Origin of the sequence: Streptomyces sp. NPDC006174 (genome assembly GCF_040614075.1) — a bacterium.
Classification (GTDB): Bacteria; Actinomycetota; Actinomycetes; order Streptomycetales; family Streptomycetaceae; genus Streptomyces.
The window spans coordinates 480,186-495,899 of record NZ_JBEXTJ010000004.1 but is presented as its reverse complement, the minus strand read 5'-3'; the positions used below and the strand labels follow the sequence as shown (position 1 = coordinate 495,899).

The 15,714-nt window shown below is 69.3% G+C and carries 14 protein-coding genes, 1 pseudogene and 1 riboswitch; of the genes and pseudogenes, 8 read left to right on the top strand and 7 right to left on the bottom strand.

The window, feature by feature from the left end:
* Positions 1-363: 363 nt before the first annotated feature.
* Positions 364-582: an MbtH family protein gene (locus tag ABZ267_RS12280; RefSeq protein ID WP_356754960.1), complete on the bottom strand. Its 219-nt coding sequence runs from the start codon at positions 580-582 to the stop codon at positions 364-366.
* A gap of 1,057 nt (positions 583-1,639) precedes the next feature.
* Here ABZ267_RS12280 and ABZ267_RS12275 point away from each other — a divergent pair.
* A pseudogene (locus ABZ267_RS12275) lies at positions 1,640-1,732 on the top strand (transposase); the annotation flags it as partial.
* Between the two features lie 351 nt (positions 1,733-2,083).
* Here ABZ267_RS12275 and ABZ267_RS12270 read toward each other — a convergent pair.
* Entirely contained in the window at positions 2,084-2,533 is a 450-nt protein-coding gene (locus tag ABZ267_RS12270) for an SRPBCC family protein (protein ID WP_356754962.1), read from the bottom strand.
* Between the two features lie 458 nt (positions 2,534-2,991).
* On the opposite strand from ABZ267_RS12270, the gene ABZ267_RS12265 reads away from it, so the two are divergent.
* A complete protein-coding gene (locus ABZ267_RS12265) occupies positions 2,992-3,822 on the top strand; it encodes an alpha/beta hydrolase (protein WP_356754964.1) in 831 nt (276 codons plus the stop codon).
* 116 nt (positions 3,823-3,938) lie between these two features.
* Here the strand turns inward: ABZ267_RS12265 and ABZ267_RS12260 are convergent, their stop codons facing one another.
* Complete coding sequence (locus ABZ267_RS12260) at positions 3,939-5,339, bottom strand: hypothetical protein (RefSeq protein ID WP_356754966.1); 1,401 nt, start codon at positions 5,337-5,339, stop codon at positions 3,939-3,941.
* A 365-nt stretch (positions 5,340-5,704) separates the two neighbouring features.
* Between ABZ267_RS12260 and ABZ267_RS12255 the strand changes: the two genes are divergently transcribed.
* Positions 5,705-6,337: a TMEM175 family protein gene (locus ABZ267_RS12255; protein WP_356754968.1), complete on the top strand. Its 633-nt coding sequence runs from the start codon at positions 5,705-5,707 to the stop codon at positions 6,335-6,337.
* Between the two features lie 125 nt (positions 6,338-6,462).
* Here the strand turns inward: ABZ267_RS12255 and ABZ267_RS12250 are convergent, their stop codons facing one another.
* Complete coding sequence (locus ABZ267_RS12250) at positions 6,463-7,044, bottom strand: snapalysin family zinc-dependent metalloprotease (RefSeq protein ID WP_356754970.1); 582 nt, start codon at positions 7,042-7,044, stop codon at positions 6,463-6,465.
* 326 nt (positions 7,045-7,370) lie between these two features.
* Between ABZ267_RS12250 and ABZ267_RS12245 the strand changes: the two genes are divergently transcribed.
* From ABZ267_RS12245 to ABZ267_RS12235, 3 genes are all read left to right on the top strand, one after another.
* Positions 7,371-8,276, top strand: coding sequence for an NAD-dependent protein deacetylase (locus ABZ267_RS12245; protein ID WP_356754972.1), 906 nt, complete (start codon positions 7,371-7,373; stop codon positions 8,274-8,276).
* 175 nt (positions 8,277-8,451) lie between these two features.
* Complete coding sequence (locus ABZ267_RS12240) at positions 8,452-9,867, top strand: NAD-dependent succinate-semialdehyde dehydrogenase (protein WP_356754974.1); 1,416 nt, start codon at positions 8,452-8,454, stop codon at positions 9,865-9,867.
* 179 nt (positions 9,868-10,046) lie between these two features.
* The gene (locus tag ABZ267_RS12235; protein ID WP_356754976.1) at positions 10,047-10,880 is read left to right on the top strand and encodes an aldo/keto reductase; all 834 of its coding nucleotides are present in this window, start codon (positions 10,047-10,049) and stop codon (positions 10,878-10,880) included.
* Between the two features lie 76 nt (positions 10,881-10,956).
* Here the strand turns inward: ABZ267_RS12235 and ABZ267_RS12230 are convergent, their stop codons facing one another.
* Genes ABZ267_RS12230 through ABZ267_RS12220 form a run of 3 tightly spaced genes read right to left on the bottom strand, consistent with a single transcriptional unit; the run spans position 10,957 to position 13,877 of the window.
* Positions 10,957-11,979, bottom strand: a complete 1,023-nt coding sequence (locus ABZ267_RS12230; RefSeq protein ID WP_356754978.1) for an ABC transporter substrate-binding protein — start codon at positions 11,977-11,979, stop codon at positions 10,957-10,959.
* 15 nt (positions 11,980-11,994) lie between these two features.
* A complete protein-coding gene (locus ABZ267_RS12225; protein ID WP_356754980.1) occupies positions 11,995-12,768 on the bottom strand; it encodes an ABC transporter ATP-binding protein in 774 nt (257 codons plus the stop codon).
* Positions 12,768-13,877 carry an iron ABC transporter permease gene (locus ABZ267_RS12220; RefSeq protein ID WP_356754982.1) on the bottom strand — a complete coding sequence of 370 codons (1,110 nt, stop codon included), beginning with the start codon at positions 13,875-13,877 and terminating at the stop codon, positions 12,768-12,770. Before ABZ267_RS12220 ends, ABZ267_RS12225 begins: the two co-directional genes overlap by 1 nt.
* 120 nt (positions 13,878-13,997) lie before the next feature.
* Positions 13,998-14,072: riboswitch (cobalamin riboswitch) on the bottom strand.
* 210 nt (positions 14,073-14,282) lie between these two features.
* Between ABZ267_RS12220 and ABZ267_RS12215 the strand changes: the two genes are divergently transcribed.
* A complete protein-coding gene (locus tag ABZ267_RS12215; RefSeq protein ID WP_356754984.1) occupies positions 14,283-15,233 on the top strand; it encodes a S1 RNA-binding domain-containing protein in 951 nt (316 codons plus the stop codon).
* Between the two features lie 91 nt (positions 15,234-15,324).
* The gene (locus tag ABZ267_RS12210) at positions 15,325-15,660 is read left to right on the top strand and encodes an antibiotic biosynthesis monooxygenase (RefSeq protein WP_356754986.1); all 336 of its coding nucleotides are present in this window, start codon (positions 15,325-15,327) and stop codon (positions 15,658-15,660) included.
* The last annotated feature ends 54 nt before the right edge of the window (positions 15,661-15,714 follow it).

Genomic DNA, 15,714 nt, shown 5'->3' with positions numbered 1-15,714 from the left:
AGGCGCACGGGACCGATCATGGGATTGCACCGCCATCAAGGATCAGCGGGACAGCGAAACCGGATCTGTACGCCCATGCACCTGGCATCGGGGATGTGCCTGAGCCATTAGGGATGGCGGAGCCTCACACTGGGCGCGAGGACCCGGCGTGAAACCGTTTCACCGTTGCACCTCGAAATTAGGGCGCGGGTTATCCACCTGTGCCACATGAGTGACAGGTGGACAGAAAAAGATCATTGCCTATCGGAATTTGACCGATCCGCGATCGCGTCTGATCGATTTTGATCGAAACAAGATCCTTATGACATGAAGGTCTCGGGGAACCGTCCAACCCGAGCGGAGCTGCGACGGCGGTGAACCGGCCTAGCCGGCGTCAGCCTCCATCGCGCGCACCAGGCTGGCGGGACGCATGTCGCGCCAGGCCGCTTCGATCACGTCAAGACATTCCTGGCGCGACCCCTCCGGGCAGGCGACACGCCAGCCGCCCGGGATATCGATACGCGCGGGCCACAGCGAGTATTGCCCCTCGTCGTTCACCAGCGCCACGAACCGCTCCGACTCTTCATCGAAAGGATTAGCCATGACTCCCCCATTCCTTTTCGCAGTACCTTCACAGCGTACTCGCCGAACGCTTCCAGACATGCCGATTCGGCGTTTTCCGTCCGCGAAGCCGAAATCCAGCCACTCGACACGATACCGATCACGCCTGGCGGCGGTGGATGTACTGGCAAGTAGCAGGTCCGGCACGGAGTGACCGGTGCCCCAATGAGGCCACTCGCGCCAGACGGTCACACTAGAGGACCAACGTCTACCCGGAGGCAAACCAACATCACACGATCGAGGGAGTTTATTTGAATGATACACTTCCTATGCTTTTGGCATATGCCATACGCAATCTTCCGTAGATATTCAGCCGCTCCAGTGCCTCCGTGCGCGAATGTGGCCAGTTTCGGCCACCTGGATGCGACGCGTAGAAACTCTCACCCGGCCTTCCGCGGCCGCTCGTACCGTCAGCGGTCTTCCTCACCGACCGCGACGAGGGTTACCCATGATGACGATCAAGGTGTAAGAGGTGAACCGGACGGGGCATGTGCGCATCCTCTGCGAGAAGGCCGAAGTCAAGCCGTTCGACCAGCCCGAACCCTCTGACCGGTTCCCGCCTGCGAGTGCCCACGGTGTCTGGAAGCGACGCGGTGAAGCCGGTGGCAGAGCGCGCCGAGCCGGACAACGCCTACCGCACGCTCGTCGGACACACCACGGCTTGCTCCACATGCCGGGCCGTTGGGCGCCCCTGCCCAACCGCTGTCCGACTCTCGCGAGCTTGCGGATGAACCGTCGGTAGAACGCGAGTGCCCGGCGAAGCACACGGCTTGAGCCCCCGGTGACTGACAGGCAGAGCGACCAGCTGTGCGACGACTGTGACGGGGCGAACGCACCGGTCGCGTCGACCTGTTCTCGATGCCGGCATCGACAAATCGGCAGAGCACCGGATCCCAGGCGTGTTCTGAAAGTGGACTTCGTTCCTCGCCCTGCATCTAGATGATCCAGGTGTAGGGCGAGGGGATCTTTCAGGCGAGCAGTAAGCGGTCCTGGAGCCGTTGTTGTCGGTGGTGGTGCTGGGCAGACGTCGGTGGGCAGTCGGAAGCTGATCGACGGGATCCACTGGCGGGTGCGGACGGGTGCTCCGTGGCGGGACTTGCCGCAGGAGTACGGGCCGTGGCAGACGGTCTACGGACTTTTCCCGTCGCTGGCAGCGGGACGGCACGCGGCCGACGGTGCTGACCGGGCCGCGGGTCCGGGCGGACGCGGCCGGGCTCATTACGTGGGAAGTGAGCATCGACTCCACGATCCGCCGGGCCCATCAGCGCGCTGCAGGTGTCCGCCGCGACGGGAAAGCCCAGCAGGAGCCGCCGGGCGGCATCCGCAACGAGAGCGGCGGCCACGGCCTTGGCCGCCGCTCTCGGTCATCGCACCGGACGTCGCCGCACCGCTGACGCCGCGGCAGGCCCAGGGCGATCAGCCGGCCCACCGGACCCGGGCCCGCAGCCCGCGCGCAGCCCGCAGCTCCGAAATCCTGATCCGGTCAGATCGTTCGCTCAGCGGCGTCCTTGATGCGTTTGCCGAAGTCGGGGGCGTCCTTGCGTGACGCCCCACCGGCCAGCGGGAGCAACAACTTGCCTATGCCGTGACCTTCGAGCACGTTGAAGAGGCGAACACGGGTGCCGCCACCGGGAGTTGGTTCCAGGTCGTAGCCTCCCTCCTGCACCGTGATCGAGTTGCGGGATGCCTCGCGCCAGCGGATGCGCGTCGGCGTGGTCAACTCCGTTATCTCGAAGTCCCGCTGGGTCTTCATGCCCGCGTCCTTGACGGTGCTGTGGAAGACCGTCCCTGTCCCCGTCGCCCCGGCAGGGCTCTTGTCGATCTTGAGCACGCGTGGGCTGAAGTCGGGATCGTTCCGCCCGTCCGCAAGGTAGGTGAACACCGCTTCTATGGGGCGGTCGATGGTGACGGTGGCCTCGAACTGAGTACTCATACGCCTCTCCCGGAGAGGGGCGGCCCCGGTCAGGGGCCGCAGCAGGCAGTTGTCCGGGCCGCGCGCCTCGGAGCTCGCGCAGTCCGGAATCGGTCGCGTGGGGGCGGCACCCTCCGGGCGGCCGGGCTCACGCTCTACCGGCGGGTCGCGGGGGTGGGACCAGCCCCGGTCGCCGCCTCCTCAGGATACCGTCGACGACCTTCAGCGGCAGGGGTCGACGAGGCAGGCGCAACCCACCCCCGGGTGCCGTCACGGTGGTAGTCGCCGCCCGCCGGAGGCTTGCTCGCAGGCCCCACAGCGCGAATGACCGATGCCCGAGTTCGGTGTAATGTCGCATTTGGCCGCATGGCCGGGCCGCGCCCTCCGGACGATGAGGAAGCTTCCGTCCCCCGTACCGCACGGCCGGTTGAAGGATCACCGAACTCACCATGCACATCCGCCAGGCGGAAGGGTCTGCCATGAGCAAGGTCACCACCAGCGACGGTACGCGGATCTACTACAAGGACTGGGGGCCGCGTGACGCTCAGCCGATCGTGTTCCACCACGGCTGGCCGCTCAGCGGCGACGACTGGGACAACCAGATGCTGTTCTTCCTCGCGGAGGGCTACCGCGTCATCGCCCATGACCGTCGAGGCCACGGACGGTCCTCCCAGAGTGCGAGCGGTCATGAGATGGATACGTACGCTGCCGATGTGGCCGCGGTGACCGACGCTCTCGACCTGCGGGAAGCTGTCCATATCGGTCACTCGACCGGCGGCGGCGAGGTCGCCCGGTACGTGGCGCGCGCGAAGCCGGGACGGGTCGCCAAGGCGGTCCTGGTCGGAGCGGTGCCGCCGATCATGGTGCGTACGCCGTCCAACCCCGGCGGTCTGCCCATCGAGGTGTTCGACGAGTTCCGCGCGTCCCTCGCCGCCAACCGCGCGCAGTTCTACTTCGACGTTCCCTCGGGGCCGTTCTACGGGTACAACCGGCCCGGCGCCGAGGTGTCCCAGGGCGTGATCGACAACTGGTGGCGCCAGGGGATGCGGGGAGCCGCCAACGCGCACTACGAGTGCATCAAGGCGTTCTCCGAGACGGACTTCACCGAGGACCTCAAGGCGATCGACGTCCCCGTCCTGGTCGCGCACGGCACCGACGACCAGATCGTGCCGTACGACGACTCGGCGCCGCTGTCGGCCGAACTCCTCAAGAACGGCCGGCTCAAGAGCTACGACGGTCTCCCTCACGGCATGCTGACGACGAACCCCGACGTGCTCAACCCCGACCTGCTCGCGTTCGTCAAGGAGTAAGGGAGTAGAGGCGTGGAGGAGCCGAGGAACCGTCGGCTCGCCTACGGCCCCTGCCTCGCGTGGATGACGGCGCACCGGAACTCCGGTGCGCCGTCATCCACGCGCGAGGCGCGTCCCTACGTTCCCGTGGAGCACGGGTCGCAGCAGGACGGAGCGGGCTCCACGCAGATGGTGACCGTGTCGGTGTTGTCGGTGGCGTCGGGGTCCTTCTCGTTCCCCTCGGCCGTCGCGGTGTTGGTGAGTGCGCCGGGCCTCGTGGCCTTGGCCCGGAGCACGAGCGTCGCGGTGGCGCCCTCGGCCAGGTCACCGACGAGCCAGTGCCCGGTCGCCGGGTCGTAGCCGCCCGGAGTCCCGTCGACGGAGAGGAAGGCCAGGCCGTCGGGGAGCCGGTCGGTGACGGAGACGCCGGTGGCCGGGTTCGGACCGGTGTTGTGGACCGTGACTCGGTAGGTGACCGTCTGGCCGACAGTGACCGTGGTGGCGTCGGCCGCCTTCGTCACGGACAGGTCGGCGGCCGGCTTGACCTGGGTGATCTGTTCGTCGGAAGTGGAGGTCAGAGGCTGCGGGGTGTCGCCGAGCCGGTTCTCGTAGGAGGCCGTTGCCGTATTGGTGATCTGTCGGCCGCCGCTCTCCCGGTCGATGACGACCCGGTACTCCACCGTAGTCCCGGCCGGCAGGGTCTCGGTGCTGGGCAGGCTGCCGCCCGAGGCGCCTGAAGCGCCGTTGCCGAGGTGGAAGACGACCTGATGGGCCCCGGCGTCGTAGTACGCCTGGTCGTCGCCCTGTGCGTCGCTCTTCGTCCCGGTGTTCGGGCCGTCCACGATGCGCAGGGAGCCGGGCAGGTACGTCGTTCCCTGCGGGATCACGTCGGTCAGGACGAGGCTCTCGGCCGCTCCCCCGCCCTCGTTCCTGGCCGTGACCCGGTAGGTGACGGTGTCGCCCACCTCCAGAGGCCCCGCCGGAACGGCGATCTTGGTGAGTTCCACGTAGGGCGCGGTGCCGAAGAAGATGCCGTCCAAAAAGTTGCCGATGCCCCGATTGCCTCCGGCGGCCGAGATCGAGCGGAACGCGAACCGCGTCAGCACCTGGCCCGCCGGAACGGTGTAGGTGCCCGTGTAGTAACCCCAGGCGGTCGTACCGTCGGTGAACCGCCGCTGCTCCACCGTGGAGCCGGGCGCGCCGATGTCCAGTGCCATGGTGTCGTCGCCCTGGCGGCCCCGGTGGTAAAGCCGCCAGTACAGCGTCGTGCCGGGCGTACTCGGCAGGTCCTGGTAGAGCGTGGACACCTGGTTCGCGTTGAGTTCGGCGAACTGGGCTCCGTGGGCCGCCGGCACCCCGTTGAAGCCCGACCGCCACAGCTCGATCCTGTGATCGGTCGCTGTGGTCAGCCAGCCCGGCACATACTTGGCGGCCTGGGTCTGCGAGGCGTCCGGCAGGATCTCCACCCCGGACACCACGGGCTCTTCGAAACTGCCGTTGGCCAGGGCGACGCGAAGTGGAGCGGAAGGTGTGGTCATGGATCTTCCCCCTCGAGTCGAGGCCCGGACCCTCCGTAGTGGGACCGGACAGTCAGTAGCTCAAGGGATGCGACTCCCCACGTAAAGCGACCTCTGGCGGCCGTCGGCCAACCCCGCGCGCCGCGTTTCACGAAGCGGTCACCAGCCGTTGCCATGGGCCGGCCACCGTCTCGGAGCACGCCCGTCCCACTCGCCACACGGCGCTCTTCCTCCACCCACGTCATGGCCGGAAGGCCACACCTCTTGCCTCCCGCCCGGAGTGAAATCGCCGCCGGGCGGTTGACGCCGACGGCCGTCGTCAGGACGGGAGAGCGGCGTGCCCGCAGTCGGAGCAATTCGCGTCGGACGAGAGGCGCGGGGCCAGGGTGAACCGGGTGAGCAACGCCAGCCCCTCATCAGCACGCCCCGACCGTCTGATCACGTTGTCCGACGGCATTTTCGCGATCGCCATGACGCTTCTCGCCCTCGATGTCAGGATCGCGCCCGGCCTGGACTCCGAGCAGTTCCACGACGCGCTGCGGGAGAGTACGCCCCAGCTCGCCGCGTACGCGTTGAGCTTTCTCATCCTCGCCATCTTCTGGCGCGACCAACGGCAGATCCTGCTGTTGTCCGCGAAGGCGGGCGGCCTTCCCCAGCATCTGACGCTCGCGGTGCTCGGCGTGATCGCCATCGTCCCGTTTCCCACGTCCCTGCTGGCCGAGTACGGAGCACGCGAGACATGGGCGGTGGTGCTGTACGCGGCGACCATCTGCGCCATCGACCTGCTGCAGCTCGCCATGTTCGCGACGCTGAGGGGCCGGCACGGTGTCCGCGCCGTGGGTGAGTGGCAGGACACCGCGGCGGACCTGATCGCGACGGTCGTCGTCTTCGGCGCCTCCGTACCCATCGCCTTCATCGACCCGCAAGTGGCGATGTGGTGCTGGCTCGCCCTCTTCCCGCTGAAGGCCGTCCTCGGCCGGCGGGAACGGCGGCTCCGCAGCACCCGGCACGACAGCTGAGAGCTGTGCCGTTTCCGTACGTACGAGAGCACGCCCCGAGGACAGGTGCCCGGCACTCCGGTTCCCGGAGTGTGCGAGGAGCGGCGCCGGTCGGGCCGAGCGCCGCTCACTCGCCGCGCGTTCCGTTACGGCGCGTCCACCAGGACCCTTCCGTCGGCCGGCGTGCGTGAGGCCGCGCCGTTGGCGTAGAAGGATTCGACGCGGGACCGCTCCGTCGTGTTCGGGACCGCGTTCCGGCAGCTGATGCCGGCGCTCGAACCCGACATCAGCTGGGAGCACGGGCCGGGCTTGGTGTCCGGCAGGCCCAGGCTGTGGCCGAGCTCGTGAGCGGTGATACGGGTCTTGTCATGGCCTTCGGTGACGGCCTGGCTGCCCAGCTCCACCCGCACCTGGCCGCCCGGCCGTACCGGGCCGAGCGTGGCCTGGGGCCAGCCGTTGGTGGCGACGATCTGGATCTCGGCGCGCGTCCCGGGCGCGGCCTTGACGAGCTTGACGTTGCCGACGTTCGCGTTCCACGAGGCGACCCCGGCTGTGATCGCCGCCTCCCAGCCGCCAGCCCGGCTCGCGTCGTAGCGGAGGGTCACCGCGGCTGCCGCGCTCTCCGCGACGCGCGGGGTCGGCGCCTGCGTGGCGTTCGCCGCCGTGACGGTGGTCAGGGTGATCAACGCGGCGATGCCGGCCGCCTTCAGGCCTCTCGAGTTCAGCATTGCTGTCCCTTCACTCATGGGGGCTCGGCTCCGGGGCGGAGCCGAGAGTGCGGGGCGGATGGTTGCGTCAACTAGCCTGTAAAGACGGCCAGTTGCCGAACCTCTGGAGCCGCAGAACCTATGCCCATCGCGAGGTGTTCGCCATGCTCCTGCCATTCGAGATAGGCCGGAAAGCGCCGGTGTCGATTGCGGATCGGCAGCGCCTTCGCGTGCCGGCCGACTCACGCTCACGCAGCCGTGGCCGGATAAGACCTGTCGGCCATGAGCGCGGGACGGGAAGGGTGTGGTGGCGGCGGGGAACCAAGCCGGTTCCGTACCCTGAAGGCATGCGCATGCGCCCCACCCTGAGCTGGACCCCCGCCGAGGAGGCGTCTCCGGGCACCACCGATCTGGAGCCGGTCGCCGACGCCCTGGACAGGGGCGGTGTGCTGGTGCTGAGCGGTGCCGGCATCTCCACCGAGTCGGGCATCCCCGACTACCGCGGCGAGGGCGGGAGCCTGAGCCGGCACACCCCGATGACGTACCAGGACTTCACCGCCGACGCGCAGGCCCGTCGCAGGTACTGGGCGCGCAGCCATCTCGGCTGGCGCACCTTCGGCAGCGCCCGCCCCAATGCCGGGCACCGGGCCGTGGCCGCGTTCGAACGGCACGGCATGCTCTCCGGCGTGATCACCCAGAACGTCGACGGCCTGCACCAGGCCGCCGGCAGCGAGGAGGTCGTGGAGCTGCACGGGAGCCTGGACCGCGTGGTCTGCCTCTCCTGCGGCACCTTCAGCCCGCGCCATGAGCTCGCCCGGAGGCTGGAGGAGGCCAACGAGGGCTTCGCGCCGGTGGCGGCCGCGATCAACCCGGACGGCGACGCCGACCTCACCGACGAGCAGGTCGGGGACTTCCGCGTGGTGCCGTGCACCGTCTGCGGCGGCATCCTCAAACCCGACGTGGTGTTCTTCGGCGAGACCGTGCCTCCGCAGCGGGTGGAGCGCTGCCGCGCGCTGGTCCGCGAGGCGGACACGCTGCTGGTCCTGGGCTCCTCGCTCACGGTGATGTCCGGGCTCCGGTTCGTCCGCCAGGCCGCCCGGGCCGGACAGCCCGTGCTGATCGTCAACCGGGACCCGACCCGGGGCGATCGCCACGCCCTCACCCGCGTGGCGCTCCCGCTGGGCACGGCCCTCACCACCATGGCCGGCCGACTGGGCATTCCTGTCGACGACGGGTCGACCGCCGCCGGGTGAGCCAGGGGCATTAAGCCTCAACACCACCCTACGTAACTATCCGCCACGCTACGTAAGTTTCTTTCCACCCATGTGGATGCTTTTGGATAGTTTCCAGCCCATGAAGCCGGGTACCCCGCACTGAGGCGGAGCGTAGCGTTCCGCCTCGTGCATCACCCGTCGTTCTGGAGATTTCATGTCAGAGCAGCGCAAGAGTTCGTTCGCCACCGTCAATCCGTACACCGGCGAGACCCTCGCGGAGTTCCCGGCCATCGAGGGCGCGGAGGTGGATGCCGTCCTGGAGACCGCGGGCGACGCCTTCGACGCGTGGCGGGAGCGGAGCATCGAGGAGCGTGCCGCGCTGGTCGGTCGGGTCGCCGAGCTGATGAAGGAGCGCAAGGAGACCCTGGCGCGCCTGATCACCCTGGAGATGGGCAAGCTGATCTCCGAAGCCCGCGGAGAGGTGGACCTCGCCGCGTCGATCCTCGCGTACTACGCGGAGCACGGACCCGGCTTCGCGGCCCACGAGCCGCTCGACGTCGAGGAAGGCGAGGCGTATCTCGTCAACGAGCCGCTCGGGGTCCTGCTCGGCGTCATGCCGTGGAACTTCCCGCTCTACCAGGTGGTGCGTTTCGCGGGCCCCAACCTGGTGCTCGGCAACACGGTCCTGGTCAAGCACGCCGGCATCTGCCCGCAGTCCGCGCTCGCCCTGGAGGTGCTGTTCCGCGACGCGGGTGCGCCGGAGGGCGTCTACACGAACCTGTTCGTGAGCCACGACGAGATCTCGCGCATCATCGACAGCCCGGTGGTGAAGGGCGCTTCGCTGACCGGCAGCGAGCGGGCCGGAGCCCAGGTCGCCGAACGGGCCGGCCGCAACATGAAGCCGAGCCTGCTGGAGCTGGGCGGCAGCGATGTCTTCATCGTCCTCGACGGTGACGGGCTGGAGCGTACGGTCGGTGCCGCGGTGGCCGGACGGATGGCCAACACCGGGCAGAGCTGCGTGGCGTCGAAGCGGTTCATCGTCCTCGCGGAGGTCTACGACGACTTCGTCGAAGGGATGCGCGGTGCGTTCGCGGCGCTCACGCCCGGCGATCCGTCCGACGAGGCGACGACACTGGGGCCGCTCTCCTCCGAGCAGGCCGCCTCCGACCTGGCCGAGCAGATCCGCGAGACCGTGGAGCAGGGCGCCGAGCTGCTGATCGGCGGCGGCCGCATCGACCGCCCCGGCGCCTTCGTCCAGCCGACGATCCTCACCGGCGTCAAGCCGGGAATGCGGGCGTACGCGGAGGAGCTCTTCGGCCCCGCCGCGGTGATCTACCGGGTCCAGGACGAGGACGAGGCCATCGCGCTCGCCAACGACAGCCAGTACGGCCTCGGCGGGTCCGTCTTCTGCTCGGACGTGGAGCGCGGACGCCGGGTGGCCGAGCGGGTGGAGACCGGCATGGTCTGGGTCAACCACCCGACCTCGACCCAGCCCGACCTGCCGTTCGGCGGGATCAAGCGCTCCGGCTACGGGCGGGAGCTCTCAAAGCTCGGCATGCAGGAGTTCGCCAACCGCAAGCTCGTCCGTGTCCTGCCGCCGGACGCCGAACTGCAGGGCATCGCGGGCTGAGCGGCAGCCCCGGGGCCGTACAACGCCCGTCGCTCCAGGACCGCATGACGGTCCTCCCGAAGCACCCGAAGCACCCGACGTACGCGAACGTGCCCGGCCCGCAAGGAGGACCAGCACGACCGCCCGTCCCGTACACATTCCTCACCGCCTTCCGAGGCGTCGACAGCAAGGAGTCCACCGTGCCCGCAGTACCCGACATCACCCTCAACAACGGAGTGACGATCCCCCAGCTCGGCTTCGGGACCTTCCAGATCCCGCCGGAGGAGACCCGCGAGACCACGCTGGCCGCTCTGGAGACCGGCTACCGGCACATCGACACGGCGGAGATGTACGGCAACGAGAAGGAGGTCGGCCAGGCGGTCCGGGACTCCGGGATCGACCGCGCCGACGTCTTCGTCACCAGCAAGCTCAACAACGACGCGCACCAGCACGACGACGCGCTGCGGGCGTTCGACCGCACCATGGACGAGCTCGGTCTCGAGTACCTGGACCTCTTCCTCATCCACTGGCCTCTGCCGAATTCCACCTCGGGAGACTTCGTGGAGACCTGGAAGGCGCTGGAGGAGGTCTACCGGTCCGGCCGGGCCAAGGCGATCGGGGTCTCCAACTTCCAGCCCAACCATCTGCGCCGGCTCCTGGAGAGCAGCACGGTGGTGCCCGCCGTCAATCAGATCGAGGTGCACCCCTACCTCACCCAGGACGCCGTACGGGCCTTCGGCGCCGAGCACGACATCGCCACGGAGGCATGGTCGCCCATCGCCCAGGGCAAGGTGCTCTCGGACCCGGCGATCACCCGCATCGCCGAGCGGCTGGGCAGGTCGGCCGCGCAGGTGGTGCTGCGCTGGCACCTGCAGCGCGGAGACATCGTCTTCCCGAAGTCCGTGACGCTGGAGCGGATCCAGGAGAACTTCGCGCTCTTCGACTTCGAGCTCACCGAAGGCGACATCGGTGAGATCTCCGCCCTCAACCGCGACGAGCGCACCGGACCCGACCCGGACACGTTCAACGGCTGACCGGACGTCAGGCGGTGTGCGAGGGCCCGGCCACGGATTGTTCCCCGTGGCCGGGCCCTCGCGCACCACGGACGCGTTACGAGGCGAACTTCCGCAGGTCCGCCGCCAGCGAGCTGATGGCCGCCGGGTTGCGCGGGCTCTCCACCAGATCCACGTAGTCCAGGACGACGATCCGGTCGTTCTTGATCGCGGACACGTTGGCGAGCGGCTTGTAGGACTTCAGGAACGCGCGCTTCTGCGCGGCGCTGGTGTCGCCGTAGTTGTTGATGACGATGACCTCGGGGTCGCGGTCGACCACGGTCTCCCAGCCCACCGTCGTCCAGCTGTCCTTGAGGTCCTTCATGATGTGGTCGCCGCCGGCCTTGGTGATGATGTCGTGCGGTCCGGCGTACGCGCCCGAGGTCAGCGGCTTGTCCTTGCCGTCGTCGTACAGGAAGACACGCGGGCGGTCACTGCCCTTGGGCGCTTTCGCACGCGCCTCGTCGACCTGCTTCCGGAAGGACGCGATCAGGGTGTCCGCGCGGTCCTCCACGTCGAAGATCCTGCCGAGGTTCCGCAGGTCGGTGTAGAGCGCTTCGAGAGGCGGCATGACTCCACGCGCCTTGCCCTGGCCGTTGCGGCACGATTCGCTGAGCAGGTACGAGTCGACGCCGACGCGCTTCAGCTCGGCGGGCGTGAAGCCCTCGCCCTCGTTGAAGCCGTAGTTCCAGCCGGCGAACACCAGGTCGGCGCGGGCGTCCAGGACCAGTTCCTTGTTGATGCGCTCCTTGGAGAGCCATTTCGTCTTCTGGTAGCCGTCCTTCCATGGGACGGACGTCATGTCGCCCTTGTCGTCGGGCATCACGTAACCGGCCATGTGGTCCTCGAGGCCGAGGGCGAACATGATCTCGGTGATGCCGACGTCGTTCGTCACGACGCGCCGCGGTGCCTTGTCGAAGCGCTTCTTCTCACCGCAGTTCTCGACGGTCACCGGATAGTGCCGGTCGGCCCTGGTGCCGCCGTCCTTTCCGTCGGCCTGCGAGGTGACGTCCGCTCCGCAGCCGGCGAGAGCCAAGGCGGCGGCGAGTGCTAGGGCTGCGGGGCGTATGCGGTTCTGCATGGCGGATGAGGCTCCTCAAGAGGTGGTGGGAAGGTCGAAGAGCAACTGGAGCGCGCCGGTCTCGGGGTGGGCTACGCGGTGGGCGCGTACGCCGAAGACCTCGGCCAGCAGCTCGGTGGTCAGGACGTCGTACGGGGCTCCGGAGGCGACGATCCGACCGCCGTCGATGACGTGGACGAGGTCGCAGTGGAGAGCCGCGAGGTTGAGGTCGTGCAGGGCCGTGAGGACGGTCAGACCGCTGGCGCGGACGAGGGCCAGGATCTCCAGCTGGTGGGCGATGTCCAGGTGGTTGGTCGGCTCGTCCAGGACGAGGATCCGAGGCTCCTGGGCCAGCGCGCGGGCGATCAGGACGCGCTGCTTCTCGCCGCCGGAGAGCGTGAGGAAGCCGCGTTCGGCCAGGTGGGCCGCGCCGACCCCCGCCAGCGCGTCGACACAGCGGCGGCGGTCCTCGTCGGTCGTCCGGGCCATCGGCCCCTGGTGAGGCATCCGCCCCATCGCCACGACCTCGGCCACGGTGAAGTCGAACTCCGCACCGGCCTCCTGCGGCAGTGCGGCCAGCCGGCGGGCGCCCTCCCGTGCGCTCAGGGCGTGCAGGTCCTCCCCGCCGACGCGGACCGCGCCGGCGGAGGGGCGCAGGGCCCGGTAGACGCAGCGCAGCAAGGTGGACTTGCCGCTGCCGTTGGGACCGACCAGGCCGACGAACCGGCCCTCGGGCGCCTCCAGGGTCACCGCGTCCACCAGCCGTGCGCCGGCGATCTCGACGGTCAGCGCGTCGATGTCGATCCGCATCAGATGCCTCCGAAGGAGTAGGACCGGCGGCGCATCAGCAGGATGAAGCAAGGGACGCCGATGACGGCGGTGAGAACGCCCACCGGAAGTTCCACCGGTGCCAGCACGACGCGCGAGAGGATGTCCACCCAGATCAGCAGCACGGCTCCGGCGAGCGGTGCGACGGCCAGCAGCCGGCGGTGGTCCGCGCCCACCAGCATCCGTACGGCGTGCGGGACCATCAGACCGACGAAGCCGATCGCTCCGCTCACCGCGACGACCGCACCGGTGACGGCCGCGGAGACCAGGAAGAGCTCCTTGCGCAGCCTCCCGGGATCCACTCCCAGAGCCGCGGCCGTCTCATCCCCCATGGCCAGGGCGTTCAAGCGCCGTGCCGACCAGCCGAGATGGGCGAGGCCGGCGAGTACCACGGCCGCCGCGATCGGTACGGAGGCCCAGTTGGCCCCGCTCAGGCTGCCGAGCAGCCACATCATCGCGGAGCGGGCCGCCTCGCCGCGCTCGGCCGCGAAGACCATGAACGTGGTGACGGCCGAGAAACCGTAGTACATCGCGGTCCCCGTCAGGATGAGCCGTAGCGGGGTCAGTCCGCGTTCGGTGCGGGCGACCGCGTACACGAGCGTCATGGCGAGCAGCGCCGAGACGAACGCCGCCGTGGACAGGGCCCAGATGCCCAGCGCCCCCAGCGCACCGAAGATCAGTACGGCGTTGGCGCCGACCGCCGCTCCCGAGGAGATGCCGAGCACGAACGGGTCCGCGAGCGCGTTGCGGACCATGGCCTGGACGGCGACGCCGATGGCCGACAGACCGGCTCCGACGATCGCGGCCAGCACGGCCCGCGACAGGCGCAGTTCCCAGACGATGGTGTACGCCGACACCTCGTCGGGCCCGATGGCCCCGCCGGTCAGCCCGGCCCACAGATAGCGCAGCACCTCGCTCCAGGAGAGCCCGGACGCGCCGAGTCCGGCCCCGCAGACGAGCGAGAGCGGTAGGGCGAGGAACAGGGCGGCCAGGAGGACCGGCACGGGTACGCGGCGAGGTGGTGCCGGTCCGGTGCCGACGCGCGAAGGGCGCGACGGCTTGGCGGGTATGCGGTCGAGAGACGTGGCCACAGGGCGGTCGCTTTCGCCTCGGGCCGTACGAGCGCGCAAGGAGGAGCAGCCCGGACGGCGGCCGTCCCGCGCAGCGCCCTTCGCAGTCCACGGCGAATGGTCAGGAGCCTGTTCCGCCACGGGTGATCGGGCTTACGGAACCGAGAGTTCCGCCTACCGTTGCGGGTCAGCGCCGGACTTCGACCGGACTTCCCCCGTGGGGAGGTCGCAGCATATCGGGTGCGCCCGCGTCGCCCTCGGGGCAGGGCGCCCGGATGTCCTCGGCGGTCTTGTGGCGCCGGGAGGCGGCCGTGCTGAAGGATGGACGCGTGCCGACCTTCTTCCACCGCGTGACCAAGTACGACCCCGCCCACCGCGACGGACACGGCCGCTACACCGGCCCGGAGGACACCCTCAGCGGCCACGGTGAGGTCGGGGCGGCCTACCTCCTGGCGGTCGCGGCCCTTCGCGGCGGACTCGGGCACCGAAGGCGCCTCGCGTTGGCACCGCCTCTCCCGGGACGGTGTCGCAGCGGTACGGACCCGGATCGCGCCGCGCGCCCGGCTCGCCGTGTGGCCCGATCTGTCGTCCGACGTGGACGCCGTCCTGAGCGCCTTCGCGGCCGACGACACGGTGGAGTGCGTGTGGCAGGACGTGGAGGACGGTCCTGTTCGGAGTGCGCACGCCGACGAGGAGACGTTCACCGGGCTCGCCGACCGGATGTCCGGTGCCGCCGCCGTATGTCTCCTGTCCTCGGCAGCCGACGAGCGCGTTCCGTTGTTCACCGCCGTCATGCCCGATGCCGACGGGGTCGTACGGGCCCGGTGGCGGACCGAGCCGGCGCCGGCGGACCGGCACTGGGCCCTCCTCCGTACGCTGCGTCCCGGCCGGATCGTCAGCGGAACGGTGACCCGCATCGCCGACTTCGGCGTCACCTTCGCCGACATCGGAGGTTTCGAGGCGATGATCAACATCCCCGAGCTGTCGTGGCGCTCCTTCGACCACCCGTCCGACGTCGTCTCCGTCGGTGAGAAGGTCGACGCCGAGATCCTCGGCGTCGAGCTCCTGCCCGAACGCGTGTCGCTGTCGCTCAAGGCCCTGCACGAGGATCCGATGCGGCTGTTGACCGGACAGATCGGTCGGACGGTCGTCGGACCCGTGACCAAGCTGCTGCCTCTCGGTGTGCTCGTCCGCGTGGAGGAGGCGGCGAACGGGTTCGAGGGGCTGGTACACATGTCCGAGCTGCGGGAGGGGCAGCTGGACGGCACGGATATCGCTGTCCGGGTCGGTGACCTCCTGCCGGTCAGGATCCTGGACGTCGACCCGACCCGGCGCCGGATCGTCCTCTCGCACCGGCAGGCCGTCACGGAGGCGTGATGCCACGAGCCGGCTCGTGCGGTCCGGATCGTTCGCGTGCGCGGCGGGGCCGCCGCTCTTCCCGTCGGAGGCCGTACGGCAGGATGAGGTCATGAGCGTAGTCAAGATCAATGTGCTGACCGTCCCCCAGGAACAGCGCGAGGTGCTGGAGAAGCGCTTCGCGTCCCGGGCCCATGCCGTCGAGAACTCCGACGGGTTCGAGTGGTTCGAGCTCCTCCGGCCCGTCGAGGGCACGGACAACTACCTCGTCTACACGCGCTGGCGTGACGAGGCCTCCTTCCAGGCCTGGATGGAGGGCCCGATGAAGGCCGCGCACCAGGGCGGTGGGGGCGCCGAAGGTGGCGAGCGTCCCAAGCCGGCGGCGAGCGGGTCCACCGTGTGGTCCTTCGAGGTGGTGCAGCAGGCCGGGCCGGCGAGCGGTGAATAGGTAGCCGAGTGGCACGGGCGGGGCCTTCCGTGTGAGGGTGCGTCCGTGCCATCC